We start from the raw sequence: 25,358 nt of genomic DNA, 5'->3' as shown, positions 1-25,358 counted from the left end.
CGCCTATCTAGGATCGGGGCGGGTGCGATGCAACACAGGCTGTCCATCCCATGTCCTTTGCTTTAAGGCGGCGGGCCATGAGCATCACCAAAGCCATCATCCTTTCCGCGGGGCAGGGGTCGCGCCTGTTGCCGCTGACCCGCGACGTGCCCAAATGCATGATCGATTTCAACGGCCGGACCCTCATCAGCTGGCAGGTCGCGGCGCTGGTCGCCAATGGCGTGACCGATATCGTCGTCGTCACCGGATTTCGCACTGAGCGGGTGGAGGATCATGCGTTGCAACTCTACCGCGATACGGGCGCACGCATCCGCACCATGTTCAATCCCTTCTTTCAGGTCGCGGACAATCTGGGCACCTGCTGGATCGCGCGGGAGGAGATGGACCGGGACTTCATCATCCTCAACGGCGACACCATCGTGTCGGATGAGATCGTGGCGAAGCTGATCGAGGGCGCGCAGGACGCCATCACCGTCACCGTCGATGTGAAGCCGGGCGATTATGACGATGACGACATGAAGGTGAACCGGGACGAGACGGGCCGCCTTCACGCCATCGGCAAGCGGCTGTTGCCGCCGGACACCAATGCCGAATCCATCGGCATGCTGGCGTTCAGGGGCGAGGGGCCTGCGATCTTCCGCAACCAGATCGATCAGATGATGCGGACGCCCGAGGGTGTCGAGCGCTGGTATCTGCGCGCCATCGACATCATCGCCAAGGGCAACCGCGTCGGCACCGTCTCGATCGAGGGGCTGGACTGGCAGGAAGTCGACTTCCCGCAGGATGTCGAGGCGGCGAAGGCGCTCACCGCCCGCTGGCTGGCCGAAGGGCGCTACGCGAAATAGGGCTTCAGCCAATCGGCCAGCGCGGCGATCTGCCCAGGGGTGAGCTTCACCGCGCTGCCCAGGTCCGGCTGTCCCGGCCATCCAGCGTCGGAAGCCACGATACCCGCCTGTTCCCGACTGCCCTCATAGCGGGGCAGAACGTGGAAATGGACGTGCGGGTCGACCATCATCAACATCAGATAGTTGATCTTCTGATAGCCGACGGGCTGGGTCAGCGCGCTTTCGATCGCCTTGGTCACGATGGCCAGTTCGGCATGGGCTTCGCCCGGCAGATTCCCGAAGGCCGTCGCGTCGGACTTCGCCGCCAGCACCAGCGATCCCAGCGTCGGCTGCGCCGGGCGCAGCAGGACGACCCAATGGCGGAACTCGGCGACCAGCGTTGCGGGAAAGCCGAATTTCTCGATCGTCGCGTTCATGCCGCCTCCATCCAACTGACAATCGGCTGTCCATTGCGCTTCACGCCATAGGCCTGCAACAGCCGCAAGGCATGGACGAGGAGCGAGATCACCGTCCACCAGGCCAGCGCGATCAGTCCTATATCCGGGCGCCCGGTGAGCAGCGCGAAGAACAGGATCACCATATTGGGATTGCGCCGCGCCGTGATCAACCGGAACCAGCTGTCGAACCGTCCCCAGACATGGATGTCCATCCCGAAATCCTTGATGAACATCCCTTCGATCAACCGTTGCAGCACATAGCCCGCGACAATGGCGGCCATCACCAGCGCGAAGGTTTGCGTTGGCAGGGCGAGGCCCCAGGCGGAAAGGCCCACGCCCCAGAAATACCACCAGAAGGGCGGGTGGATCAGATCCACGCCATGGTCCGCGACATTGCCCCATTTGGACGAGGTGATGGTGCAGCGCGCCAGCTTGCCGTCCACGGTATCCAGCACCATGAACGCGAAGCCGGCCAGCATTCCCGTCCAGTAGAGTCCCTGTGCGAAGAACCAGGTCGCGACCACGCAGAGCGTCGCACCGAGCGCCGTCACCATATTGGGCGTTATCCCAAGCGACGCCGCCAGCCGGGTCAGCCACAATGCCAGTTCGGGCCAGAGATATTTGGTCAGCAGGTCGGTCACGCCCTTATAGGCGCCGAAATAGCTGCGCCGCTCGATCTCCCGCCGGGTGGCTGGGGTCAGTTCCTTGACGAAGGGCTGCTCCAGCTTGCGCAACTGGCGATTATAGAGCTTCCGCCCATCCGACAGGTCGACGATATTTGGTGCCGCTAAAGGATCGCCATCGGTTGTCACTTGTCCGACAATCGGCGTTCCGCCCCAGCTGAATAACGTGCCCGGCTCATCCAGCGCCAACCTCAACAGCATGGGATCGAAGACGTATTGGAGGTTGAACAGCAGTATATGGCCAGGAGCCATTCTGCTGCCGCTCCTCCCCGCGCTTTCCGCCATGCGGCGACAGCGCTCTGCGTTCGACATACCCCAGATGCGGGTGGCGTTGTTGCCCAACAGCCTTATGGGACCCATGGCTGAAGTCATGCCGGTAACAGGCGCATGGCTGTCATATGGCTGCGAACGGATGATGCTGTGGTGTATGGTTCCGCATGATCACGAAGGGAGGGGCGCGGCATGGATGTGCTCAGCCAGTCGTTCAGTGCGTCTGCAAGCGCCTCGACGCTTCGCTCGGTAACCCGGCAACCTGGCAAACCTTCCAGTAAATCTTTCGCATTGGCGAAGCAATCGGTAGCAATCACCGGACAATCGCAACCAAGAGCTTCCACTACGACCGCTGGAAGCCCTTCATAATCAGACGACAGCACGAAAAGATCCGCGCTCGCCAGCAATGCGGGAATGTCTTGCACAAAGCCCAGAAACTGCACTCGATCGGTAATGCCGAGTTCCCTCGCAAGACTTTCGAGTGCTTTGCGGTCCTTGCCCTCGCCTGCGATTTTCAGAACAACGTTTTCGTCCGAACCTTGCGCGAAGGCATGGAGCAGCCGAGGGAAATTCTTCTGCTCGACCAAACGGCCAATTCCTACAACAATTCTCGTGCGGCCCGGTGCTGGGGGGAGGGGGCCGGTTCGGTCGAAGGGGCTGGTTATATATGCATTGAAAACGGTGGCAAAACGATCCGAGGCTGAAGGAAATTGACCTTGCAGCAATGCGGTTTCCGCATCGCTCAAGGTTAAAACCTTGTCGGCCCGGCGGAAAAGAAAACTGTATACCGTTCGGCGGATCGTGCTGACGAACGCGCCGTCGCGCTCGCGAATGATGGGATTGGTCGTCTTGATGATCAACCGTGCGCGGGGTGCCGGCATCAACAATGTGCCGAGACCCGAAAACCAGCTTATATTATTACCGGTCGCGAGCACGATATCCGGTTTGACGGCTTTCAGCCAGCGGCGATAGCGTATGAAAGTACGTATCTGTCCCCAGCTTCTGCTTTTCCATGCCCTATTGCTCAGTGCGATATTTTCTACGCTGCTGCAAAGCTTGTCGCTGAAATGCCTATTCAATATGCCTGTGGAAGTGCATGATAGAATGAAGGTTTCGTAGCCAGCAGCTGAAAAACCGTCTGCTAGTTGGCAGAGAACCCGATTGGTGCCGCCCTGATTCATCTCATAGGTCACGAGGGCGATTTTCGTCATCTATCGGGGGAACTTTCAAAAATTGCTAAGGCGTCAACGCCGCGCAATTAGGGTATTGAGATGGCCGGTTCAAGCGGTTAATGGCAGCGCCAACTAGCGAGGAATTATTGTCGATGGCTGAATTTGCGTTGCCCAAGAACAGCAGGATCAGCGCCAAGGGTGTAACCCACAAGGCGCCGGACGGGGCCACCAACGTCAAGAGCTTTAAGGTTTATCGCTACGACCCCGACTCCGGTCAGAACCCCCGCTACGACACGTTCGAGATCGATCTCGACAATTGCGGGCCGATGGTTCTGGACGCGCTGCTGAAGATCAAGAATGAATATGATCCGACGCTGACCTTCCGCCGGTCCTGCCGCGAAGGCATTTGCGGCTCCTGCTCGATGAACATGAACGGTCGCAATGGCCTGGCCTGCACCACCTCGATCGAGGAATGCTCGGGCAAGGAAGTGCGCATCACGCCGCTGCCGCACATGGACGTGATCAAGGATCTTGTGCCCGATTTCACACATTTCTATGCGCAGTACAACTCGATCAAGCCCTGGCTGCAAACCGTCAGCCCGGCGCCGAGCGGCAAGGAGCGACTCCAGTCGCCCGCCGACCGTGAGAAGCTGGACGGCCTGTATGAGTGCATCCTGTGCGCCTGCTGCTCGACCAGCTGCCCTAGCTATTGGTGGAACAGCGACAAGTTTCTGGGTCCGGCGATCCTGCTTCAGGCCTATCGCTGGCTGGCTGACAGCCGCGACGAATATACCGGCGAGCGTCTGGACGATCTGGAGGATCCGTTCCGCCTCTATCGCTGCCACACCATCATGAACTGCGCGAATGTCTGCCCCAAGGGTCTGAGCCCGGCGAAGGCGATTGCGGAAACCAAGAAGATGATGGTCGAACGGCAGCTCTGATCGACGTGAGCGATGGAGCGGGTCATCTGAGCCTGGTGGCCGAAGGGCCTTGGGCGGGTTGGCTGTCCTGGGCCGACACCGTGCCGGGAACCTTTCTCGACACGGCGATCGGCACCAGCTATTCGCGGAGCGATACGGCGGGGAAAGCGACGGTCATGCTGGAAAGCGCGCCGTCGCACGCCAATCGGCTGGGTGCGCTGCATGGTGGTTTCCTTGCCGGTTTTGCCGATCACGCCTATTTTGCCGCGCTGGCCGCGATGGGGCGGCCGGAACAGGCGGCGGCAGTGACGGTTGACCTTAGCATGCAATATTGCGGTTCCGGCAAAATCGGTTCGATCCTGCGCGCAGAGGTCGAATTGCTGCGGGAGACGGCGCGGCTGATGTTCCTGCGCCTCACCATCCATCAGGACGAAAATCTGATCGCGGCCTCGACCGCAACGGTGCGCAAGGCACCTGTTCCGAAGTGACAAGCGTTATCGCCAGATATGATGCGCTGGTCGCGGCGGGTGAATTGCGGGCCGATCCCGACCAGCGGGCGGCTGCGGAGCGACTCAACCGGCTGCAACAGGAACTGGAGGCGACACCGCCGCGCGGATCGACGCTGTGGAAGCTGCTCCGCAAGGCGCCGGAGCCGCCGCGCGGACTCTATATGTGGGGCGGCGTCGGGCGCGGCAAATCGATGCTGATGGACCTGTTCTTCGACTCGGTTCATGTCCAGCGCAAGATGCGCGCCCATTTCCATGAGTTCATGCTGGACGTCCATGCCCGGCTGGCCGAGGCGCGCAAGTCGGAAACGGGCGATCCGATCCCGCCGGTTGTCGAGTCGCTGGCCGATGAAGCGCGTCTGCTCTGCTTCGATGAAATGGTCGTCAACAATATGGCGGACGCCGCGATCATGTCGCGCCTGTTCACGGGGCTGCTCGAAAAGCGGGTGACAATCGTCACCACCTCCAACCGCGAGCCGGACGAACTCTACAAGAACGGTCTCAACCGACAGCTTTTCCTGCCTTTCATCGACCTCATCAAGGCGAAGCTGGACGTGATGACGCTGAACGGGCCGACTGATTACCGGCTTGATCGTCTTGGGGATGCCAAGCTGTGGCACGCGCCCAATGGCCCGGAGGCGACCAAAGCCTTGTCGGAGGCTTTTTTCCGGCTGACCGATTATCCGGTCGAGGATCGCGCCAAGGTGCCGGCCGAGGATATGAAGGTGCAGGGCGGGCGCACGCTGCATGTTCCCAAGAGCCTGAAGGGCGTGGCCGTCTTTTCCTTCAAGCGTCTCTGCGCCGAAGCGCGCGGAGCGCCGGATTATCTGGCGATCGCGCGCAAATATCACACCGTCATCATCGTCGGCATACCCGTGCTGGGTCCGGAAAAGCGCAACGAGGCGGCGCGCTTCGTGACACTGATCGACGCGCTTTACGAATATAAGGTGAAGCTGCTCGCCTCCGCCGATGCGGAGCCTGCGCGGCTGTATCCCGAAGGCGATGGCGCCTTCGAGTTCGAGCGCACCGTGTCGCGGCTGATGGAAATGCAGTCGGACGATTATCTGGCGCTGGGACACGGCGAGAAATAATTTCGCCCTCTCGCGAGTCCGTTCATCTGGTAACAATCTAAGATTAGAGAAAAAGGGGCCGCGCGCTTCCGGGAAGGGAGGCGCGCGGCAGGTGGCCGCTGCGGGGGAAGGGCCATGCGCCAGGGTAGGAGCGCTTGGGCATCAGAGGCAAAATCACCTCTAATGAAATTGCGAATGAATTGCAAAGATAATTTGGGACTGGGGCTTTTGCGCGGTTGAATCCTTGGCCGGATAGGCCTAAGCGCTCTTGCAATTCCAGTTTCCACGGCTTGGAGGATTAGATATGGCCCGTAAGAAGATCGCGCTCATCGGCGCTGGCAACATCGGTGGCACGCTCGCGCATCTCGCGGCTCTCAAGGGACTTGGCGACATCGTTCTCTTCGACGTCGTCGAAGGCGTGCCGCAGGGCAAGGCCCTCGATCTGTCGCAGTGCGGTCCTGTCGAAGGTTTCGACTCCAAGATCACCGGCACGAACGACTATGCCGACATCAAGGACGCGGACGTCATCATCGTCACCGCCGGCGTCGCCCGCAAGCCGGGCATGAGCCGCGACGACCTGCTGGGCATCAACCTCAAGGTCATGAAGGCCGTGGGCGAGGGCATCAAGAACAATGCCCCCAACGCCTTCGTCATCTGCATCACCAACCCGCTGGACGCCATGGTGTGGGCGCTGCGCGAATTCTCCGGCCTGCCGCACAACAAGGTCGTCGGCATGGCGGGCGTTCTCGACTCCGCGCGCTTCAGCCACTTCCTGGCCGAAGAGTTCCAGGTGTCGGTGAAGGAAGTGAACAGCTTCGTCCTCGGCGGTCATGGCGACACCATGGTGCCGGTCGTGGAATATTCGACCGTTGCCGGTATCCCGATCCCCGACCTCATCAAGCAGGGCCGCTCCACCAAGGAACGCATCGACGCGATCGTTCAGCGCACCCGTTCGGGCGGCGGCGAGATCGTCGCGCTGCTCAAGACCGGCTCAGCCTTCTACGCTCCGGCCACCAGCGCCATCGCCATGGCTGAAGCCTATCTGGGCGACAAGAAGCGCCTGCTGCCCTGCGCCGCGAACCTGACCGGCCAGTATGGCGTCGACAACCTCTATGTCGGCGTGCCCGTGATCATCGGCAAGGACGGCGTCGAGCAGATTGTCGAGATCGAACTGAACGACGAGGCCAAGGCGAACCTTCAGGTGTCGGTCGACGCCGTCAAGGAACTGCTGGAAGCCTGCAAGGGCATCGATTCCTCGCTCGCCTGATTTCGCTACGAACTTGCACCGATCTGTCCCAGGTGAGTGCGCAGCCTGGGATGGGTCGCCTTTAGACCCAAAGTGCCACGTCCACAGAAGATAAAGGGACACGCATGTCCATTCTGGTGAACAAGAACACCAAGGTCATCACCCAGGGTATGACCGGTGCCACCGGCACCTTCCACACCGAAACCGCGCTTGCCTATGGCACGCAAATGGTTGGCGGCGTCACGCCGGGCAAGGGCGGCACGACCCATATCGGTCTGCCCATGTTCGACACCGTTGCCGAAGCCAAGTCGAAGACCGGCGCCGACGCATCGGTCATCTATGTTCCGCCGCCGTTCGCGGCCGACTCGATCCTGGAAGCGATCGACGCGGAAATTCCGCTGATCGTCTGCATCACCGAAGGCATTCCGGTCCTCGACATGGTTCGCGTGAAGCGTGCTCTGTCCGGTTCGAAGTCGCGCCTGATCGGCCCGAACTGCCCCGGCCTGCTGACGCCCGGCGAATGCAAGATCGGCATCATGCCCGGCAACATCTTCTCGAAGGGCAGCGTCGGCGTCGTGTCGCGTTCGGGCACGCTGACCTATGAGGCGGTGTTCCAGACCACCAATGCGGGCCTGGGCCAGACCACGGCTGTCGGCATCGGCGGCGATCCGGTCAACGGCACCAACTTCATCGACGTGCTGGAACTGTTCCTGGCCGACGACGCCACCGAATCGATCATCATGATCGGTGAAATCGGCGGCGACGCGGAAGAGCAGGCTGCCCAGTTCCTGATCGACGAAGCCAAGAAGGGCCGCAAGAAGCCGATGGCCGGCTTTATCGCGGGCCGCACGGCGCCTCCGGGCCGTCGCATGGGCCATGCCGGCGCGATCGTGTCGGGCGGCAAGGGCGACGCCGAGAGCAAGATCGCGGCGATGGAAGCGGCCGGCATCAAGGTCGCTGCCAGCCCCTCCGAGTTGGGCACGACCCTGCTCGAAGTGTTGAAGGGCTAATCACGCCAGACAAGGCGGCCGGGCTGCACCCCGGCCGCTTGTTACCCCGCTCCGCGACTGCACGCGGTCGGCATGGGACATGAGAAATGGGTTACGAGAACCAGGACTTCGAGATCGAACGCGGGCCAAGCTGGGCACGCACCAACTGGCCGCCGATTGATACCGACGACCTGACCGGGGCACTTGATCCCACGCAGATGCAGGTGGCTGTGAAAGCCGCCGCCAAAGCCGCCGGCAAGGCGGTGTCGGACGCCGATATCGCAGAAGCGGCCGAAGATGCAATCCGCGCGCAGATGCTGATCCGCACGTATCGCGTACGTGGTCACCTCGCGGCCAATCTCGATCCGCTTGGTCTGGCGAAGCGCGACCTGCCCGCTGACCTCACGCCCGAATATCACGGTCTCACCAACCTTGAGAAGAAGATCTATCTCGGCGGTACGCTGGGCCTGCAATATGGCACGGTGCGCGAGATCGTCGCGATCCTGCGGGCCAATTATTGCGGCAATGTCGGCCTGGAATATATGCACATCGCCGATGTGGAGGAGCGCCGCTTCTTGCAGGAACGTCTGGAGGGCAAGGATAAGGAAATCCATTTCACGCCCGAGGGCAAGAAGGCGATCCTGACCAAGGTGATCCACGCCGAACAGTATGAGAAGTTCCTGGGCCGCAAATATGTCGGCACCAAGCGCTTTGGTCTGGACGGCGGCGAATCGATGATCCCCGCGCTCGAGGCGGTCATCAAATATGGCGGCCTGTCGGGCGTGCGTGAGATCGTGTTCGGCATGGCCCACCGTGGTCGCCTGAACGTGCTGGCCAATGTGATGGCCAAGGGCTTCCGCGTCATCTTCCACGAATTTTCGGGCGGCACCGCCAATCCCGAGGATGTCGGTGGTTCGGGCGACGTGAAATATCACTTGGGCACCTCGACCGACCGCGAGTTCGACGGCGTCAAGGTCCATATGTCGCTGGTCCCGAACCCCTCGCACCTCGAAACCGTCGATCCGGTGGTGCTGGGCAAGGTGCGCGCGCAGCAGACCTTCCGCGACGATCTGGAAAAGCATGAGCAGGTTCTGCCCGTGCTGATCCATGGCGACGCTGCCTTTGCCGGGCAGGGGATCGTCTGGGAGTGCTTCGGCTTCTCGGGCGTCGACGGCTACAATACCGGCGGCTGCATCCACTTCATCGTCAACAACCAGATCGGCTTCACGACCAGCCCGCAATTTTCGCGCGGCTCGCCCTATCCGAGTGACGTCGCCAAGGGTGTCCAGGCGCCGATCCTGCACGTCAACGGCGACGATCCGGAAGCCGTGACCTTCGCGTGCAAGCTGGCGATGGAATATCGCCAGACCTTCCATCGCGACATCGTGATCGACATGTGGTGCTATCGCCGCTTCGGCCATAATGAGGGCGACGAGCCTTCGTTCACGCAGCCGCAGATGTATGCCAAGATCCGCCAGCATCCGCCGGTCAGCGACATGTATTCGGCACGGCTGAAGGCCGAAGGCGTGGTCGACGACGACTATGTCAACAAGGTGACCGGCGATTTCGTCAATCATCTGGAGGACGAATTCGAGGCAGGCAAGAGCTACAAGCCCAACAAGGCAGACTGGTTCGCCGGTCGCTGGTCGGGCCTGCACAAGCCCGCCGACGCCGAAACCACCCGGCAGAGTGTCGAGTCGGCGATCAGCCAGAAGCTGTTCGACAGCCTGGGCAAGACGCTGACGACGATCCCGGAAGGCCATAACGTCCACAAGACGCTGAAGCGCGTGATCGACGCCAAGGCGGAGATGTTTAAGACCGGCGAGAATTTCGACTGGGCGACCGGCGAGGCGCTGGCCTTCGGGTCGCTGCTGTCGGAAGGCTATGGCGTCCGCCTGTCGGGTCAGGACTCCGGGCGCGGCACCTTCAGCCAGCGTCACGCCGTCTGGACCGACCAGGATACGGAAGCGAAATATATCCCGCTGTCGACCGTGCCGCATGGCCGTTTCGAGGTGCTGGACTCGCCGCTTTCCGAATATGGCGTGTTGGGCTTCGAATATGGTTTCGCGCTGGCGGACCCGAAGAGCCTGGTGCTTTGGGAAGCGCAGTTCGGTGACTTCGCAAACGGTGCGCAGATCATCTTCGACCAGTATATCGCCTCGTCGGAGACCAAGTGGCTGCGTTCCAACGGCCTCGTCTGCCTGTTGCCGCATGGCTATGAAGGGCAGGGGCCGGAGCATAGCTCGGCTCGTCTGGAGCGTTATCTCCAGCTCTGCGCCGAGGGGAATATCCAGGTCGCGAACATCACCACCCCGGCGAACTATTTCCATGTCCTGCGTCGTCAGATGCTGCGGCCCTTCCGCAAGCCGCTGATCATCATGGCGCCCAAGTCGCTGCTGCGTCACAAGTTGGCGGTCAGCAAGGCGGAGGATTTCCAGGGTGAAACGCACTTCAAGCGCATCCTGTCGGACCCCAATGCGGCGCCCGACAAGGATACCAAGCGCCTGGTCCTGTGCTCCGGCAAGGTCTTCTATGACCTGATGGAAGCCCGCGATGCCGCTGGCGACAAGGACGTGCAGATCGTTCGCATCGAGCAGATCTACCCGTTCGCGACGGAGGCCCTCGCCACGCGCATAGCGCGTATGACGAACCTTCAGGAGGTCGTCTGGTGTCAGGAAGAACCGCGCAACAACGGCGCCTGGTTCTTCGTGGAACCCTATATCGAGGAAGCTCTGGCGCAGGCCGGCAAGGCGCCGATGCGCGCCCGCTATGCCGGTCGCAAGGCCTCGGCGTCGCCCGCAACGGGTCTCGCCAAGCGCCATGTCGCCGAACAGGGCGCCCTCGTCGCCGATGCGCTGGGTCACAGCGTCCGTGAAGAAATCCGTCGCCAGAAGAAAGGCTGAACAAGCTCATGGCTACCGAAGTAAAAGTCCCCACGCTGGGCGAATCCGTTACCGAAGCAACCGTTGGTCAGTGGCTGAAGAAGCCCGGCGACGCCGTGAAGGCGGATGAGCCCATCGTGTCCCTCGAAACCGACAAGGTTGCGGTTGATGTGCCCGCGCCGGTCGGCGGTACGCTGGGCGATATCGTCGCCAAGGAAGGCGACACCGTGAATGTCGGCGCTCTGCTGGCCTATGTGAATGAAGGCGCGGCTGCTGCGGCGACTCCTGCCGCTGCTGCTCCTGCTGCCAAGGCGGAAGCTGCGACCCCGGCGCCGGCCGCTTCGGCTCCCGCGGATGAAGATGAAGGCGGCAGCCTGACCCTGTCGCCTGCCGTGCGCCGCCTGGTGTTGGAACATGGTCTGGACCCGAGCAAGATCAAGGGCACGGGCAAGGACGGTCGCCTGACCAAGGATGACGTGATGGCCGCCGTCGCCGCCGGCACCGCCAAGGCGGCTGCTTCGGCTCAGGCTGCCGCGCCTGCCGCAGCTGCCCCGGCCGCTGGTCCCAGCCGTGCGCAGGAACGCGTCAAGATGACCCGCCTGCGCCAGACGGTCGCCAAGCGCCTGAAGGAAGCACAGAACAACGCTGCTCTCCTGACGACCTATAACGACGTCGACATGACCAACGTCATCGAGGCGCGCGCCAAGTATAAGGACCTGTTCGAGAAGAAGCATGGCGTCCGTCTGGGTTTCATGGGCTTCTTCACCAAGGCCGTCTGCATGGCGCTGCGCGACATTCCGGGCGTCAACGCGCAGATCGAGGGCGATGAGATCGTCTATAACGATTTCGCGGACATTTCGGTCGCGGTTTCGGCCCCGAACGGTCTGGTCGTGCCGGTCATCCGCAACGCGGAATCGCTGAGCGTGGCTGAGATCGAAAAGACCATCGGCGGCTTCGGCAAGAAGGCCAAGGAAGGCACGCTCACCATGGACGATATGAAGGGCGGCACCTTCACCATCTCCAATGGCGGCGTCTTCGGCTCGCTGCTGTCCAGCCCGATCATCAACCCGCCGCAGTCGGCGGTGCTGGGCCTCCACCGCATCGAGGACCGTCCGGTCGTCCGCGACGGCCAGATCGTCATCCGTCCGATGATGTATCTTGCGCTCAGCTATGACCATCGCTTGATCGATGGTCGCGAAGCGGTCACCTTCCTCGTCGCGGTCAAGAACGCGATCGAAGATCCGACCCGCCTGCTGATCGACCTGTAAGACATCACGCCAGAGGAAGACGAACCATGGCTGAATTCGACTATGACGTTCTGGTAATCGGCGCGGGGCCGGGCGGCTATGTCGCCGCGATCCGTGCGGCGCAGCTTGGTCTGAAGACCGCCTGCGCCGAAAGCCGCGAGACGCTGGGCGGCACCTGCCTCAATGTTGGCTGCATTCCGTCCAAGGCGCTGCTGCACGCTTCGGAATTGTATGAAGAGGCTGCGAACGGCGCGCTCGCCAAGCTGGGCGTCAAGATCGACAAGATGAGCCTGGACCTCGATACCATGCAGGGCCAGCGCAAGGATGCGGTGAAGGGCCTGACCGGCGGCATCGAGTTCCTGTTCAAGAAGAACAAGGTGGATTGGCTGAAGGGCCTTGCCACCTTCACCGGCGCCAACACCGTCGAAGTGGCGGGCAAGAAGGTGACGGCGAAGAATATCGTCATCGCCACCGGCTCGTCGGTCACGCCGCTTCCGGGCGTCGCGGTCGACAATGCCGGCGGCAAGATCGTCGATTCGACCGGCGCGCTGGAACTGGACAAGGTTCCGGGGCATCTGGTCGTCGTCGGCGGCGGTGTCATCGGTTTGGAACTGGGTTCGGTGTGGCGTCGCGTTGGCGCGAAGGTCACGGTTGTGGAGTATCTCGACCAGATCCTGCCCGGCATGGACGGCGAAGTCCGCAAGGAAGCGAACAAGATCTTCAAGAAGCAGGGCTTTGAGTACAAGCTCGGCACGAAGGTCACGGGCGCCGAGGTCGGCAAGAAGGGCGTCACCCTGACGGTCGAACCCGCTGCCGGTGGAGCCGCCGAGAAGATCGAAGCCGATGTCGTGCTGGTGTCGATCGGCCGCCGTCCGAACACCGAAGGGCTGGGCCTCGACAAGATCGGTCTGGAACTCAACGCGCGCGGCCAGATCGAAACCGATCATGACTTCGCGACCAAGGTTCCGGGCGTCTGGGCGATCGGCGACGTCATCCCCGGCCCGATGCTGGCGCACAAGGCCGAGGACGAAGGCATTGCCGTTGCCGAGAATATCGCGGGCCTGACCGGCATTGTGAACCATGACGTGATCCCGTCGGTGGTATACACCAAGCCGGAAATCGCTGGCGTGGGCCTGACCGAAGAAGCGGCCAAGGAAAAGGGCGCGGTCAAGGTCGGCAAATTCCCGATGATGGCGAACAGCCGCGCCAAGACCAATCATGAGCCGGACGGCTTCGTGAAGGTGATCGCCGATGCCGAAACCGACAAGGTTCTGGGCGTCTGGATCATTGCTTCGGTCGCCGGCACGATGATCGCGCAGGCCGCGCAGGCGATGGAGTTCGGCGCGTCGAGCGAGGACATCGCCTATACCTGCCATGCGCATCCGACGCACAGCGAAGCGATCAAGGAAGCGGCCATGGCCGTGACGGGCAAGCCGATCCATATGTGATCGCTGCCTACTCTTCCACCAGCATGAAGAGGCCGCCTTTCGGGGCGGCCTTTTTATTTGGGTCTGTTTGGCGATCAGGCTTTGGAGGGAGGCTCAGGCGCGGTAGGGGAGATTGACCGCCACTGGCCCGGCAGTGGACGCATCCGGTGGTGATAATGCCCGCCTTACGCAAACCCGGTTACGGCCACGGGCCTTCGCTTCATAAAGCGCCGTATCGGCCCGCGCGATCGCGTCATGGATCGAGGCATCGGCACGTTGGATGGTCGACAGGCCGAAACTGGCTGTGAGCGGACGGGCCAGGCCGAACTGGTCCGCGACATCTCGCGCAAAATTTTCGCGAATGTCATCGGCGACGCCCGCTGCCCGCGCTGCATTGGTGTCGGGCAGGAACAGCACGAATTCCTCGCCGCCGAAGCGCGCGGTGACGGCGTTCGACGGCGCCCATCGCGTCAACATCCCGGCCAGGGCGATGATGACTTGATCGCCCAGCGCATGGCCATATTCGTCATTGATCGCCTTGAAATGGTCGATGTCGCAGACGATCAGGCTACCGTCCAACGGGAGTTTTCGGTGCCGTCCGGCGATAGCATCGTCAAAGCCCCGCCGATTGAGCAGACCGGACAGCGGATCGTGCAGGGCATCGCGCTGATAGCGATCGAGCAAATCGATCATGTTCGCCGCCAGTGCCGCCAGCGCGAGGAAAAGGCCGAAGATGCAGGCCAGCGCTTGCATCAGAAAGGCGTAGGTGCTGTCCGGGAAATTGCCGTCCGACAAAGTGAGCGGCACCGTGCTGCCGCGCATCAGATTGTCCAGCGCGGTCAATGTGGCGGCACCAAACAAAATGCGGTCAGGCCAGTGGCCAAGATGGTTCCTGCCCGCGATCAGGGGCAGGCCGATCAGCAGGAAGCAGCCGAAATCCGATGCCACCAGTTCCAGAGGCAGATTGTCGAACGCGATGCCGACAGCGCAAAGCAGCATCGACAACGCCCAGATCGCGATCCGCCCGTGGATCAGCCAGGACGGGCGCCAGCGTTCCAGCAACGCCTGACTGAACAGCAGGAAACCGCTGCCGAACAGCAGGTCCGCCACCAAGCTCCAAAGCGCGCTGGGCAAGGCGGCGAAGGCCACCGGCACGGCAAAGCCGCCCGCGACGCAGAAAAAGGCGCAACTCCAGAATCCAGCCGCCCGCACGCGCCAGCGCCAGACGCCTGCGAACAGAACGCCGAAGCTTGCCATCATGATGGGCAGGAAGAAGGCGAAATTTTCTCCCACGCAGCTCTGTCGTTCCTTGGTTGCTGAAAGATATGCGAAACCAGCGCCTTATCCGCGCGAGCAAGCGGTTATCGGCTGATTCTTAACAAATATTTCGAGATCGGATGAGATGTTGGTCCGATATGGATGAATTACATGAAGGACGGCGCGCTGTTCAGAAACGCGGCCGCCTTTTGTCGCGGAACGCCTGCACGCCTTCCTTGAAATCGGGCAGGGTGAAAGCATCGCGGAACAGGTCGAGGGTCGTCGCATCGTCATCCGCCTGTCCGTCCAGGATGCGCCGGATGATCGCCTTGGAGGAACGGATCGAATGTTGCGCGTTGGCCGCCATCGTTTCCGCCATGACCTTTGTCGCGTCCAGCGGATCGGCAGCGATTTCGTCGATCAGGCCGATGGCAAGCGCTTCATCGGCGTCATGGAGCGCGCCGGTGAACAATATGCGCTTGGCTCGCGCGGGGCCGACCAGATCGACCAGCAACTTGGTGTCGAACAGGGAATAGACGATTCCGAGCTTGGCCGGGGTGATGCCCAGTCGCGCTCTGGGCGAAGCGATCCGCAGGTCGCAGGCGATGGCCAGCCCACAGCCGCCGCCAATGGCATCGCCGTCTATGGCGGCAATGACCGGTTTTCCGGCATGGGCGAGGGCATATTGGGTCGAACGGATCGCCGCCTGATTGGCGATGCGCCAATCTTCCTCGCCCGAATGGCTGGCAAATTCGTGGATGTCGGCGCCCGCGCAGAACAATCCCGGCGCGGCAGAGGTCAGAATGAGGACGCGAACGCTGTCATCCGCCATGGCCTGCCCGACAAGTTGAGGCAGCAGCTCCCACATCGTTTGAGTCATGGCATTGTGCCGGCCGGGCCGGTCGATCAGCAGCGTCGCGATGGCGCCGTCCCGTTCCAGCCGCAGCGTCATGCGGGCCAGCGTTCCAGCAGCGGCACCAGTTCATCGAAATGATGGATGACGGCGTCCGCTTCCAGTTCCTCGACCGGGCCGTCGAGGAAGCCGAAGCTGACCGCGATGCTGGGGATGCCCGCATTGCGCGCGCCGGCGATGTCGTTGATCGTGTCGCCCAGGAAGATCGTGCGTCCGCCCCCGGCGCGCGCGATCATGGCGTGGATCGGCGCCGGATCGGGCTTGGCGATGCCGACCGTATCGCCGCCAACGACACTGGCGAAGCGATCCGACAGGCCGATCTGATGGAGCAGCGGAATGGTGAAGCGCTCAGCCTTGTTGGTGCAGATGGCGAGCTTCACCCCCGCCGCCTGCAATATGTCCATCGCCGCGATCAGACCGGGATAGGGCAGGGAATGGATCGCCAGATTCTGCTCATAATAATCGAGCAGGATCGGCAGCATCTTCGCCAGCAATGCTTCGTCATAGCCGCCCGAGGCGTCGAGCGCGCGCTGAAGCATCACTTTCGCGCCCTTGCCGACGAAGGGATGGATCGCCTCGACCGGGAAGGGCGGGCGGCCGTCCGTGGCGATGGCGTAATTGACCGCAGCGGCCAGATCGCCACTGGTGTCGAGCAGGGTGCCGTCAAGGTCGAAGCCGACAATGTCGAAGGGGATCGGTGCCATGGCCCGGCTCATGCCGCTTGGCGGGTGGCAAAGGCAAGTCAAACATGGCAGAGAGCGCTCAGATTCTTGGCCTCTTTGCCATAAAGGACGTTCCTGTGACCGCCACTCGTCCCCTTGCCGTCATCATCCTTGCCGCCGGGCAGGGTACGCGCATGAAATCCATGAAGCACAAGGTGTTGCACCCGATCGCGGGGCGGTCGATGCTGCTCCATCTGCTCGCCAGCGTGGCCGAATTGCAGCCGGAGCGGCAGGTGGTCGTGGTCGGGGCTGGGCGCGAACAGGTGGAAAAGGCGGTCGAGGGCAGCGGCACCGTCATCGCCGTGCAGGCGGAGCAACTGGGCACCGGCCATGCCGTCGCGCAGGCCCATGATGCGCTGGCGGGTTTTGCGGGCGACATATTGATTCTCTATGGCGACGTGCCGCTGGTGCGGACCGAAACCATGCGGACCATGCTGGAGCGGCTGAACTGGGGCGATGAGCCGCGCGCCGTGGTGCTGGGTTTCCGGCCCGAAGATGCGGCCGCCTATGGCCGGATCATCGCCCGCGACCAGGGCGTGATCGAAAAGATGGTCGAATATAAGGACGCCAATGCCGAAGAGCGCGCCGTGACGCTCTGCAATTCGGGGCTGATGGCGGTGCGCTCGACCGATCTGTTCGTGCTGCTCGACAAGATCGGCAATGATAATGCGGCGGGCGAATATTATCTGCCCGATATCGTCATGCTCCCCGGCGCCCAGAGTGCGGTGATCGAGGCAGAATCCTGGGAAGTGGCGGGCGTCAACAGCCGGGCTGAACTGGCCGGAGTCGAGGCCGTCTGGCAGGACCGCCGTCGTGCCGAGGCGATGCGCGAAGGGGTGACGTTGATCGCGCCGGAAACGGTGTTCTTCGCCCATGATACCCAGCTGGGCCGCGACGTGGTGGTTGAGCCCAATGTCGTCTTCGGCCCCGGCGTCACGGTGGCGGACAATGTGACGATCCACGCCTTTTCCCATCTTGAAGGCGCGACCATCGAAACCGGCGCGGAGATCGGCCCCTATGCCCGCCTGCGTCCCGGCGCGAAGATCGGCGTCAAGGCGAAGGTCGGCAATTTCGTCGAGGTGAAGAAGGCCGAATTGGGCGAAGGGGCCAAGGCCAATCACCTTTCCTATATCGGTGACGCCAGCATTGGCGCGGGCGCCAATATCGGCGCGGGCACCATCACCTGCAATTATGACGGTTTCTTCAAGTACAAGACGGAGATCGGCGCGGGGGCGTTCATCGGCTCCAACAGCGCGCTGGTCGCGCCGGTGAAGATCGGGGCCGGCGCGATCGTTGCCGCAGGCAGCGTCGTGACGCAGGAAGTGGAGGCCGATGCGCTCTGTCTCGTGCGGCCCCGGCAGGAGGGCAAGCCGGGCTGGGCCGCCCGCTTCCGGGCGAAGATGCAGGCGCGCAAGGCCGGCCGCTAACGGCTTGTCCATGATGGGATTTGTCCGCGGGCGGCGCTGGCTGACGGCGCTGCTCCTCCTCCTTCTGGCGTTGGCGGGCGGCATCGTCTGGCTCGTCGCCAATGCGCGGGCGATGCCGGTCGTCCGGCATATGGAGATCGCTCTGCCCTTTCCGGCGGATGCGCCGCGCCGCCCGATAACGGTCGCATGGATGACCGACAGCCATCTGTCCGGGCCGGACAACAGCCCGGAGCGGATGGCGCGGATCGTGGCTCTGGTGAATGGGCTGAAACCGGACCTGATCGCGCTCGGCGGTGATTATATGGGCGATGCCAAGGGGGGCGCGACCTATGATCCGGAACAAAGCCTGGCGCCTTTCGCGGCCTTGCGCGCGCCCTTGGGCGTGGTGGCGGTGCTGGGCAATCACGATGCCCGCAAACATGCCGGGATCGGCCGCAAGCAATGGCGGATACTGTTCGACCGCCTGAGTATCCGCCTGCTTGACAATGAAGCGGTGCGGACGGGACCGCTGGCGGTGGGCGGCCTGCGCGACATCTATACTGCCCGGCCCGATATTCCCGGCACGCTGGCGGAGATGCGCGTCCTGGGCGGCGCACCGCTGATGCTTTCCCATGGGCCGGATGTATTTCCGCTTCTGCCGGATCAGAGCATGTTGACGTTGGTGGGGCATACCCATTGCGGACAGGTGGCGTTGCCCTTTGTGGGAATTGTCTATGTCCCGTCGCGTTACAGGACACGCTATGCCTGTGGCATCTATCGTGACGGTGCGAAGACCATGGTGGTTTCGGGCGGACTGGGCACCAGCGGTCTGCCGATCCGGATGCTCGCGCCGCCGGATGTCTGGCTGATTACAATTCGTCCACGATGAACCATGCCTCTGTCGCCGGTCGCGCGAACATGGCATAGGCATGGCATTATTGATTTTCTTGGGGTTTGAGGGTCGACATCCATGTGCGGCATCATTGGAATCATCGGCAAGGACGACGTGGCGGAGCGGTTGGTCGAGGGGCTGAAGCGTCTCGAATATCGCGGCTATGACAGCGCGGGGGTCGCGACGGTGTATGAGGGCGCGATCGACCGTCGCCGGGCCGAAGGCAAGCTGGTCAATCTGGTGAAGGAGTTGGCGCAGGCGCCGTTGCCCGGCACGACCGGCATCGCCCACACCCGCTGGGCGACCCATGGCGCGCCGACGACCAACAATGCGCATCCCCACGCGACCAGGGAAGTCGCCCTCGTTCACAACGGCATCATCGAGAATTTCAAGCCGCTGCGCGAGGAACTGATGGCGCGCGGCCGGACCTTCGACAGCCAGACCGACACCGAAGTCGTCGCCCATCTGGTGAGCGAACTGGTGGAGCAGGGCGCCAGTCCCAAGGAAGCGGTCCAGCAGGTGCTGCCGCGCCTGCACGGCGCTTTTGCGCTGGCGATCCTGTTCCGCAGCCATCCGGACATGCTGATCGGCGCGCGGCTCGGCTCGCCGCTGGTGGTGGGCTATGGTGAGGGCGAGACCTATCTGGGGTCGGATGCTCTGGCTTTGGCGCCGCTGACCCAGCGCATCGCCTATCTGGAGGAAGGCGACTGGGTCATCATCACCCGCGACGGCGCGGAGATTTTCGACAAGGACAATAATCCCGTCGAGCGTCCCGTCACCATTTCGGGCGTGACCGGCGAGCTGATCTCCAAGGGCAATCACCGTCATTACATGCTCAAGGAGATTTATGAGCAGCCGGTGGTCGTGGCGCAGACGCTGCGTTCCTATCTCCGCCGGATGGAGGATCAGGTGTCGCTGCCGATCCCCGATTTCGATCTGGGCGCGATCCGCCGCGTGACGATCGTGGCGTGCGGCACCAGCTATTATGCTGGCATGGTCGCCAAATATTGGTTCGAGCAGTTCGCCCGCGTGCCCGTCGACATCGATGTGGCGAGCGAATTCCGTTACCGCGCGCCGGTGATGGAGGAAGGCGGCCTGATGATCGTCATCAGCCAGTCGGGCGAAACCGCCGATACGCTGGCCGCGTTGCGCCATGCCCGCGCCGAAGGGCAGAAGATCGCCGCCGTCGTCAATGTGCCGACCAGCACCATGGCGCGGGAGGCGGACCTGCTGCTGCCGACGCTGGCCGGACCGGAAATCGGCGTGGCGTCGACCAAGGCCTTTACCTGCCAGTTGGCGGTGCTGGCGGCATTCGCGGCCAATCTGGCGCGGGCCAAGGGACGGCTGGACGCGAAGGCCGAGAAGGAGCTGGTCCGTCATCTCGCCGAAGCGCCCGCCGCGCTCAACGGCGCGCTGGCCTACGACGAGTCGATCGAGGCGATGGCGCATCTGATCGCAGGGGCGCGCGATGTGCTCTATCTGGGTCGCGGACCGGATTATCCGCTGGCGCTGGAAGGGGCGCTCAAGCTCAAGGAAATCAGCTATATCCATGCCGAGGGCTATGCCGCGGGCGAGATGAAGCATGGCCCGATCGCGCTGATCGACGACAAGGTGCCGGTGATCGTCCTCGCGCCCAGCGGTCCTCTGTTCGAAAAGACCGTCAGCAACATGCAGGAAGTGCAGGCGCGCGGCGGCAAGGTGGTGCTGATCTCCGACTATGACGGGGTGCAGGCGGCGGGTGAGGGCTGCATGGCGACGATCACCATGCCCAAGGTCCATCCGCTGATCGCGCCGATGGTCTATGCCGTGCCGGTGCAGTTGCTCGCCTATCATGTCGCCGTCGCCAAGGGCACCGATGTCGATCAGCCGCGCAACCTCGCCAAATCCGTCACGGTGGAGTGAAGCGGGACTGGCGCGTGAAGCGATCGCGACCCGCATGCCTTCCGCCACATCGGCGGGCACATCGAAATAGCTTTAGCGCTTGCCGCTGACGAACTGCACGTCCAGTCGGTGCCGGTCCGGGTCATAGGCGAAGCTGTGAATGGCGGTCGACGGCATGTCCGTTATAATGCGCGGCGGCGGGCGATGTTTCGGGAGGGGCTATGGCGTCGCATCTGGTGATCGTCGGGGGCGGGCCTGCGGGCATGATGGCGGGCCTGTTGTTCGCACGGGCAGGCGCGCCGGTCACGGTGCTGGAGAAGCATGGCGATTTCCTGCGCGATTTCCGGGGGGACACGGTGCATCCCTCGACGCTGGAGTTGTTTCGCGAACTTGGCCTGCGCGACAGATTGCTGGAGCGACGGCATGACAAGGTGAGCGAACTCACCGGACGCATCGCCGGGCAGCGGCTGCGGATTGCCGATTTCCGCCGTCTGCCCGTGGAAAGCAACTTCATCGCGCTGATGCCGCAATGGGACTTCCTCGATTTCGTGGTGCGGGAGGCGGAGCGCTATCCCGATTTCACCCTGCGCATGAATGCGGAAGCCGTGGGCCTGAGCCACGATGCGGCGGGACGCGTGAATGGCGTCATTCTGGCGAGCGGCGAACGGGTGCCCGCCGATTATGTCATCGCGGCGGATGGACGGCGCTCCGTGCTGCGCGATGCGGCGGCCCTGCCTCTGGAGGATCTGGGCGCGCCGGTGGATGTCTTCTGGTTCCGCTTGCCCAAGGCGGCGACGCTGGAGAACCAGACCATGGGCGTGTTCGAGGCGGGACGGCTGTTTGTCCAGATCGACCGCCGCGATTATTGGCAGTGCGCCTATGTCTTCGCCAAGGGGCAGGCGGATGCGGTGCGGGCGCGCGGTCTGCCGGCTTTTCGGGAGGAGATTGCCCGTTTGCTGCCGGAATTGGGTGCGGCTGCCGGGGAACTGACGGATTGGGATCAGGTGAAGCTGCTCTCGGTGGCGCTTGATCGGCTGACACGTTGGTATCGGCCCGGATTGCTGGCGATCGGCGATGCGGCCCACGCCATGTCGCCGGTGGGCGGGGTCGGGATCAACCTCGCCATACAGGATGCCGTGGCGGCGGCGAACCTGATGGCGCGGGCCATGGCCGAGGGCGGCGATGTCGATGCTATCGCGCCACGCGTTCAGCAGCGCCGGCTGTTTCCTACGCGGATCATTCAGCGGGCGCAGAAGATGGCGCATGACAGGATCATCGGCGCGCTGCTCGATCCCGAAGCGCGCCTTTTGCGGCCGCCCTGGGTGGTGAGACTGCTCGATCGCTGCGGCCCGTTGCGCGGCATTCCGGCACGGCTTGTCGGTTTGGGCATCCGTCGCGAGCATATCCGCTCGCCTGATGCCGGGAGGCGCGTTTAACCCCCACCCGGCGCATTATGTCCGCCCGCAGGCACCGGGCCGCCGCTGGGGGCGTGGCTGTGGTCGGGATTGCTGTCCCAATCGATGTGATAGAGGTCGAACCGCCGGTCGCGCAGGTTGCGTACCGTACCCTCCGCCCGCGCCCAGCTCAGGTCCGCGAGGTTCACGTCCGCCATGGTCAGCGTCTCGACATTTTCCGTCGATTCTGCCGCGATGCCGTCCCGTGCAAAGGGCAGGTCGCAGGGGGTCAGGATTGCGCTCTGGGCATATTGTATGTCCATATTGTCGACATTGGGCAGGTTGCCGACATTGCCTGACATCACGACATAGCATTGATTTTCGATCGCGCGGGCCTGCGCGCAGTAGCGCACCCGCATATAGCCCAGTCGCGAGTCGGTGCAGAAGGGGACGAAGATGATACGCGCGCCCTGATCGACCAGCCGCCGCGCCAGTTCCGGAAATTCGCTGTCATAACAGATGAGTACGCCGATTGGCCCGCAATCGGTCTGGATCACGTCCAGCGAATCCCCGCCCTTGATGTTCCACCAAAAGGCTTCGTTGGGCGTCGGGTGAATCTTTTCCTGCGTGTGGACTGATCCGTCACGCAGCGCGACATAGGCGATATTCTGGATATCGCCATCCTCGGCTCGGGTCGGATGGGAGCCGCCGATGATGTTGATATTATATTCCAGCGCCATCCGCGTCAGTTCCCTCGTCAGGCGCGGCGTATAGCTGGTAAGCTTGTCGATGGCGTCGGTGGGGGACAGCTTCTTCGTCTCGAAGGAGAGCAAGGGGAGGGTGAACAGTTCGGGAAAGACGATGAAGTCGGATCGATAATCCGCCGCCACATCGACGAAATATTCGATGTTGCGGACAAATTCGTCGAAATCCTTCACGGCGCGCGCCTGAAGCTGGCAGGTGGCGAGCCGAACGCTCTCGACGCCGCGCGGCACCCGCATTTCCGGCGCTTCGTCGGGGTCGACATAGGGATTGCGCCAGACCAGATGGGCGGCGTTCCCCTCGGACTGTCTGTCTTCGGGCAGATAATTTTCGAGGACGCCGATCGGTTCGAACTGGTTCTTCAACTGGAAACTGATCACTTGGTCGCGGATCTTGCCGTGGACGACCTTGTCCAGATAATCGACGGGGCCATGGACGCGGCGTTTGGCGCGGGCATAGCCCGGCATGCGCCCGGCGATCACGATGCCGTGCAGGTCCAGTTCCTCGGCCAGTTCCTTGCGCTCGTCATAGAGCCGCTGACCGATGCGCAGGCCCCGCAGCTTGGGGTCGACGGCCATTTCATAGCCATAGAGCCACTCGCCCGCCGCGCTGTGCCGCGTGCCGAAGCCGTTGGCGGTGATCTCCTCCCAATCATGCTTGGAAAAGGCCATGCTTCGGCTGACGCGCATGGTCGCGCAATAGCCGACGACCTTGCTGTCATAGAGCGCGACGAAGCAGCCGTTGGGGAAGTTGTTGATCTGCCCGCGCAGGGTGGCGAGCGAATAATTGGGGAGGCCCGGATAGACGCGGGCGATCAGCCGCTGGATGCCGCGCACGTCGGCGGGAACCGCCGCGCGGACCTCCAGACGTTTCTTCGCCGTCGTCGTCATCCTTGTATCTCCCGCCCAATGCGACCCACGAAAAAGGCGGCGCCGGGATGCGGCGCCGCCTCGTTCCGTTATCGTATTGAACCGCGGAGAAGTGGATCAGTTCCCCTTGAGCATTCTGAAGTGGGCCGGAACGGCCCACGGCTCGCAGAATGCGGGAACCAGCCTAGTTCAGGCCCACTTGCCCATGGCTTCTTCCAGGTTCACGCGGATCGCCTCGAAGAACTGCTCGGTGGTCATCCAGGCCTGATCCGGACCGATCAGCAGGGCGAGATCCTTGGTCATCGCGCCGTTTTCGACGGTTTCGATGCAGACCTTTTCCAGCGTTTCGGCGAACTTGGTGACTTCCGGCGTCTCGTCGAACTTGCCGCGATAGCTCAGGCCCTGTGTCCAGGCGAAGATCGAGGCGATCGGGTTGGTCGAGGTCGCCTTGCCCTGCTGGTGCTGGCGATAGTGACGGGTGACGGTGCCGTGCGCGGCTTCGGCCTCGACGGTCTTGCCGTCGGGCGAGAGCAGCACGGAAGTCATGAGGCCGAGCGAGCCAAAGCCCTGCGCCACGGTGTCCGACTGGACGTCGCCGTCATAATTCTTGCAGGCCCAGACGAACTTGCCGCTCCACTTCAGGGCGGAGGCGACCATGTCGTCGATCAGGCGATGTTCGTAAACGGCGCCGACGGCCTTGAACTGATCGGCGAATTCAGCGTCGAACACTTCCTGGAACAGATCCTTGAAGCGGCCGTCATAGGCCTTGAGGATGGTGTTCTTGGTCGAGAGATACAGCGGCCAGCCGCGACCCAGCGCATAGTTCATGCTGGCGCGGGCGAAATCGCGGATCGAATCGTCGAGATTGTACATGCCCATGGCGACGCCGGAGCTGGGGAAGTTGAAGACGTCCTTCTCGATCTTCTCGCCATTGGCGCCATCCCACACCATGCGCAGCTTGCCGGGGCCGGGGACGAGGAAGTCGGTAGCGCGATACTGGTCGCCGAACGCATGACGGCCGATGACGATCGGGTCGGTCCAGCCGGGCACCAGGCGGGGCACGTTGCGGATCACGATGGGCTCACGGAAGACCACGCCGCCCAGGATGTTGCGGATGGTGCCGTTGGGCGACTTCCACATTTCCTTCAGGCCAAATTCCTCGACGCGGGCTTCGTCGGGGGTGATGGTGGCGCACTTCACGCCGACGCCATGTTCCTTGATCGCGTTAGCGGAATCGATGGTGATCTGGTCGTTGGTTTCGTCGCGCTTTTCGACGCCCAGATCGTAATATTTCAGGTCGATGTCGAGATAGGGGAGGATGAGGCGCTCACGGATCCACTGCCAGATGATCCGCGTCATTTCATCGCCGTCGATCTCCACGACGGGGTTTTTCACCTTGATCTTAGCCATAGCGCCTAATCGCTTTCTTCGTTCGGGTGGAATTTGGGGACCGCCCTAGGCAAAGCGGCGGAAATGTTCAACCATGCAATGGCCTTTGCGAGGCGGGATCATTTCATGGCTGTTCGGACGGTATCGGACGTTGTCACTGCAAGTGACTGTGCCTAAAG

The 25,358-nt window shown here is 62.7% G+C and carries 22 protein-coding genes; 13 read left to right on the top strand and 9 right to left on the bottom strand.

The genetic code is table 11. The annotated features are described in order from the left end of the window. Positions 1 to 77: 77 nt before the first annotated feature. Entirely contained in the window at positions 78 to 845 is a 768-nt protein-coding gene (locus tag HUK73_RS08445) for a sugar phosphate nucleotidyltransferase (protein WP_176591506.1), read from the top strand. On the opposite strand, the gene HUK73_RS08440 is transcribed toward HUK73_RS08445, so the two are convergent. The 3 genes from HUK73_RS08440 to HUK73_RS26705 are packed head-to-tail and all read right to left on the bottom strand — an operon-like array spanning position 833 to position 3,446. Continuing rightward, complete coding sequence (locus HUK73_RS08440; RefSeq protein WP_176591505.1) at positions 833 to 1,261, bottom strand: HIT family protein; 429 nt, start codon at positions 1,259 to 1,261, stop codon at positions 833 to 835. The genes HUK73_RS08445 and HUK73_RS08440 overlap by 13 nt on opposite strands. Beyond that, positions 1,258 to 2,337, bottom strand: a complete 1,080-nt coding sequence (locus tag HUK73_RS08435) for a CDP-alcohol phosphatidyltransferase family protein (RefSeq protein WP_176591504.1) — start codon at positions 2,335 to 2,337, stop codon at positions 1,258 to 1,260. Before HUK73_RS08435 ends, HUK73_RS08440 begins: the two co-directional genes overlap by 4 nt. Continuing rightward, positions 2,334 to 3,446, bottom strand: coding sequence for a glycosyltransferase (locus HUK73_RS26705; protein ID WP_176591503.1), 1,113 nt, complete (start codon positions 3,444 to 3,446; stop codon positions 2,334 to 2,336). Before HUK73_RS26705 ends, HUK73_RS08435 begins: the two co-directional genes overlap by 4 nt. Positions 3,447 to 3,559: 113 nt before the next feature. Here HUK73_RS26705 and HUK73_RS08425 point away from each other — a divergent pair, with 113 nt between their 5' ends. The 8 genes from HUK73_RS08425 (at position 3,560) to lpdA (ending at position 13,715) form a co-directional block, all read left to right on the top strand. Continuing rightward, positions 3,560 to 4,348 carry a succinate dehydrogenase iron-sulfur subunit gene (locus HUK73_RS08425; RefSeq protein ID WP_176591502.1) on the top strand — a complete coding sequence of 263 codons (789 nt, stop codon included), beginning with the start codon at positions 3,560 to 3,562 and terminating at the stop codon, positions 4,346 to 4,348. Positions 4,349 to 4,353: 5 nt separating this feature from the next. Next, the gene (locus HUK73_RS08420; protein ID WP_369805459.1) at positions 4,354 to 4,815 is read left to right on the top strand and encodes a PaaI family thioesterase; all 462 of its coding nucleotides are present in this window, start codon (positions 4,354 to 4,356) and stop codon (positions 4,813 to 4,815) included. After that, positions 4,812 to 5,924 (top strand): cell division protein ZapE, encoded by a 1,113-nt coding sequence (gene zapE / locus HUK73_RS08415; RefSeq protein WP_176591501.1) that lies wholly within the window; start codon positions 4,812 to 4,814, stop codon positions 5,922 to 5,924. Before HUK73_RS08420 ends, zapE begins: the two co-directional genes overlap by 4 nt. A 283-nt stretch (positions 5,925 to 6,207) precedes the next feature. Continuing rightward, positions 6,208 to 7,170, top strand: coding sequence for a malate dehydrogenase (mdh, locus tag HUK73_RS08410; RefSeq protein WP_176591500.1), 963 nt, complete (start codon positions 6,208 to 6,210; stop codon positions 7,168 to 7,170). Between the two features lie 104 nt (positions 7,171 to 7,274). Further along, entirely contained in the window at positions 7,275 to 8,159 is an 885-nt protein-coding gene (sucD, locus tag HUK73_RS08405) for a succinate--CoA ligase subunit alpha (RefSeq protein WP_022681282.1), read from the top strand. 86 nt (positions 8,160 to 8,245) lie between these two features. Then, positions 8,246 to 11,041 carry a 2-oxoglutarate dehydrogenase E1 component gene (locus HUK73_RS08400; RefSeq protein WP_176591499.1) on the top strand — a complete coding sequence of 932 codons (2,796 nt, stop codon included), beginning with the start codon at positions 8,246 to 8,248 and terminating at the stop codon, positions 11,039 to 11,041. Between the two features lie 8 nt (positions 11,042 to 11,049). Further along, the gene (gene odhB / locus HUK73_RS08395; RefSeq protein ID WP_176591498.1) at positions 11,050 to 12,288 is read left to right on the top strand and encodes a 2-oxoglutarate dehydrogenase complex dihydrolipoyllysine-residue succinyltransferase; all 1,239 of its coding nucleotides are present in this window, start codon (positions 11,050 to 11,052) and stop codon (positions 12,286 to 12,288) included. A gap of 26 nt (positions 12,289 to 12,314) precedes the next feature. Beyond that, positions 12,315 to 13,715 carry a dihydrolipoyl dehydrogenase gene (lpdA, locus tag HUK73_RS08390; RefSeq protein ID WP_176591497.1) on the top strand — a complete coding sequence of 467 codons (1,401 nt, stop codon included), beginning with the start codon at positions 12,315 to 12,317 and terminating at the stop codon, positions 13,713 to 13,715. Between the two features lie 93 nt (positions 13,716 to 13,808). On the opposite strand, the gene HUK73_RS08385 is transcribed toward lpdA, so the two are convergent. From HUK73_RS08385 to HUK73_RS08375, 3 genes are all read right to left on the bottom strand, one after another. Then, on the bottom strand, positions 13,809 to 14,987 hold the full coding sequence (locus tag HUK73_RS08385) for a GGDEF domain-containing protein (RefSeq protein ID WP_176591496.1): 1,179 nt from the start codon (positions 14,985 to 14,987) through the stop codon (positions 13,809 to 13,811). 154 nt (positions 14,988 to 15,141) lie between these two features. Next, entirely contained in the window at positions 15,142 to 15,903 is a 762-nt protein-coding gene (locus HUK73_RS08380) for an enoyl-CoA hydratase/isomerase family protein (protein WP_176591495.1), read from the bottom strand. Further along, positions 15,900 to 16,568 carry an HAD family hydrolase gene (locus HUK73_RS08375; protein ID WP_176591494.1) on the bottom strand — a complete coding sequence of 223 codons (669 nt, stop codon included), beginning with the start codon at positions 16,566 to 16,568 and terminating at the stop codon, positions 15,900 to 15,902. Before HUK73_RS08375 ends, HUK73_RS08380 begins: the two co-directional genes overlap by 4 nt. Positions 16,569 to 16,612: 44 nt before the next feature. On the opposite strand from HUK73_RS08375, the gene glmU reads away from it, so the two are divergent. The 3 genes from glmU (at position 16,613) to glmS (ending at position 20,786) form a co-directional block, all read left to right on the top strand. Further along, positions 16,613 to 18,013, top strand: a complete 1,401-nt coding sequence (glmU, locus tag HUK73_RS08370) for a bifunctional UDP-N-acetylglucosamine diphosphorylase/glucosamine-1-phosphate N-acetyltransferase GlmU (protein ID WP_218036438.1) — start codon at positions 16,613 to 16,615, stop codon at positions 18,011 to 18,013. A 13-nt stretch (positions 18,014 to 18,026) separates the two neighbouring features. After that, complete coding sequence (locus HUK73_RS08365) at positions 18,027 to 18,881, top strand: metallophosphoesterase (protein ID WP_176592876.1); 855 nt, start codon at positions 18,027 to 18,029, stop codon at positions 18,879 to 18,881. A gap of 81 nt (positions 18,882 to 18,962) precedes the next feature. Further along, positions 18,963 to 20,786 (top strand): glutamine--fructose-6-phosphate transaminase (isomerizing), encoded by a 1,824-nt coding sequence (gene glmS, locus HUK73_RS08360; RefSeq protein ID WP_176591492.1) that lies wholly within the window; start codon positions 18,963 to 18,965, stop codon positions 20,784 to 20,786. Between the two features lie 72 nt (positions 20,787 to 20,858). Here glmS and HUK73_RS27120 read toward each other — a convergent pair whose 3' ends face one another. Beyond that, positions 20,859 to 20,942 carry a KTSC domain-containing protein gene (locus tag HUK73_RS27120; protein WP_176592875.1) on the bottom strand — a complete coding sequence of 28 codons (84 nt, stop codon included), beginning with the start codon at positions 20,940 to 20,942 and terminating at the stop codon, positions 20,859 to 20,861. A 44-nt stretch (positions 20,943 to 20,986) separates the two neighbouring features. On the opposite strand from HUK73_RS27120, the gene HUK73_RS08350 reads away from it, so the two are divergent. Continuing rightward, complete coding sequence (locus HUK73_RS08350; RefSeq protein ID WP_176591491.1) at positions 20,987 to 22,201, top strand: FAD-dependent oxidoreductase; 1,215 nt, start codon at positions 20,987 to 20,989, stop codon at positions 22,199 to 22,201. Here the strand turns inward: HUK73_RS08350 and HUK73_RS08345 are convergent. Next, positions 22,198 to 23,811 (bottom strand): bifunctional GNAT family N-acetyltransferase/carbon-nitrogen hydrolase family protein, encoded by a 1,614-nt coding sequence (locus HUK73_RS08345; protein ID WP_176591490.1) that lies wholly within the window; start codon positions 23,809 to 23,811, stop codon positions 22,198 to 22,200. The genes HUK73_RS08350 and HUK73_RS08345 overlap by 4 nt on opposite strands. A gap of 168 nt (positions 23,812 to 23,979) precedes the next feature. Beyond that, complete coding sequence (locus HUK73_RS08340) at positions 23,980 to 25,200, bottom strand: NADP-dependent isocitrate dehydrogenase (RefSeq protein WP_176591489.1); 1,221 nt, start codon at positions 25,198 to 25,200, stop codon at positions 23,980 to 23,982. Between the last annotated feature and the right edge of the window lie 158 nt (positions 25,201 to 25,358).

Source organism: Sphingobium sp. EM0848 (assembly GCF_013375555.1).
Lineage (GTDB): Bacteria > Pseudomonadota > Alphaproteobacteria > Sphingomonadales > Sphingomonadaceae > Sphingobium.
This window is presented reverse-complemented; position numbering and strand designations above follow the sequence as displayed.

Excerpts from the sequence above, each read along its gene's own strand:
- HUK73_RS08340 (WP_176591489.1), bottom strand. The coding sequence starts at position 25,200 with ATGGCTAAGATCAAGGTGAAAAACCCCGTCGTGGAGATCGACGGCGAT.
- glmS (WP_176591492.1), top strand. The coding sequence starts at position 18,963 with ATGTGCGGCATCATTGGAATCATCGGCAAGGACGACGTGGCGGAGCGG.
- HUK73_RS08445 (WP_176591506.1), top strand. The coding sequence starts at position 78 with ATGAGCATCACCAAAGCCATCATCCTTTCCGCGGGGCAGGGGTCGCGC.
- HUK73_RS08345 (WP_176591490.1), bottom strand. The coding sequence starts at position 23,811 with ATGACGACGACGGCGAAGAAACGTCTGGAGGTCCGCGCGGCGGTTCCC.
- HUK73_RS26705 (WP_176591503.1), bottom strand. The coding sequence starts at position 3,446 with ATGACGAAAATCGCCCTCGTGACCTATGAGATGAATCAGGGCGGCACC.
- HUK73_RS08350 (WP_176591491.1), top strand. The coding sequence starts at position 20,987 with ATGGCGTCGCATCTGGTGATCGTCGGGGGCGGGCCTGCGGGCATGATG.
- HUK73_RS08425 (WP_176591502.1), top strand. The coding sequence starts at position 3,560 with ATGGCTGAATTTGCGTTGCCCAAGAACAGCAGGATCAGCGCCAAGGGT.
- HUK73_RS08375 (WP_176591494.1), bottom strand. The coding sequence starts at position 16,568 with ATGGCACCGATCCCCTTCGACATTGTCGGCTTCGACCTTGACGGCACC.
- lpdA (WP_176591497.1), top strand. The coding sequence starts at position 12,315 with ATGGCTGAATTCGACTATGACGTTCTGGTAATCGGCGCGGGGCCGGGC.
- HUK73_RS08400 (WP_176591499.1), top strand. The coding sequence starts at position 8,246 with ATGGGTTACGAGAACCAGGACTTCGAGATCGAACGCGGGCCAAGCTGG.
- mdh (WP_176591500.1), top strand. The coding sequence starts at position 6,208 with ATGGCCCGTAAGAAGATCGCGCTCATCGGCGCTGGCAACATCGGTGGC.
- HUK73_RS08435 (WP_176591504.1), bottom strand. The coding sequence starts at position 2,337 with ATGACTTCAGCCATGGGTCCCATAAGGCTGTTGGGCAACAACGCCACC.
- odhB (WP_176591498.1), top strand. The coding sequence starts at position 11,050 with ATGGCTACCGAAGTAAAAGTCCCCACGCTGGGCGAATCCGTTACCGAA.
- HUK73_RS08440 (WP_176591505.1), bottom strand. The coding sequence starts at position 1,261 with ATGAACGCGACGATCGAGAAATTCGGCTTTCCCGCAACGCTGGTCGCC.
- HUK73_RS08380 (WP_176591495.1), bottom strand. The coding sequence starts at position 15,903 with ATGACGCTGCGGCTGGAACGGGACGGCGCCATCGCGACGCTGCTGATC.
- HUK73_RS08365 (WP_176592876.1), top strand. The coding sequence starts at position 18,027 with ATGGGATTTGTCCGCGGGCGGCGCTGGCTGACGGCGCTGCTCCTCCTC.
- HUK73_RS27120 (WP_176592875.1), bottom strand. The coding sequence starts at position 20,942 with ATGCCGTCGACCGCCATTCACAGCTTCGCCTATGACCCGGACCGGCAC.
- sucD (WP_022681282.1), top strand. The coding sequence starts at position 7,275 with ATGTCCATTCTGGTGAACAAGAACACCAAGGTCATCACCCAGGGTATG.
- glmU (WP_218036438.1), top strand. The coding sequence starts at position 16,613 with ATGGCAGAGAGCGCTCAGATTCTTGGCCTCTTTGCCATAAAGGACGTT.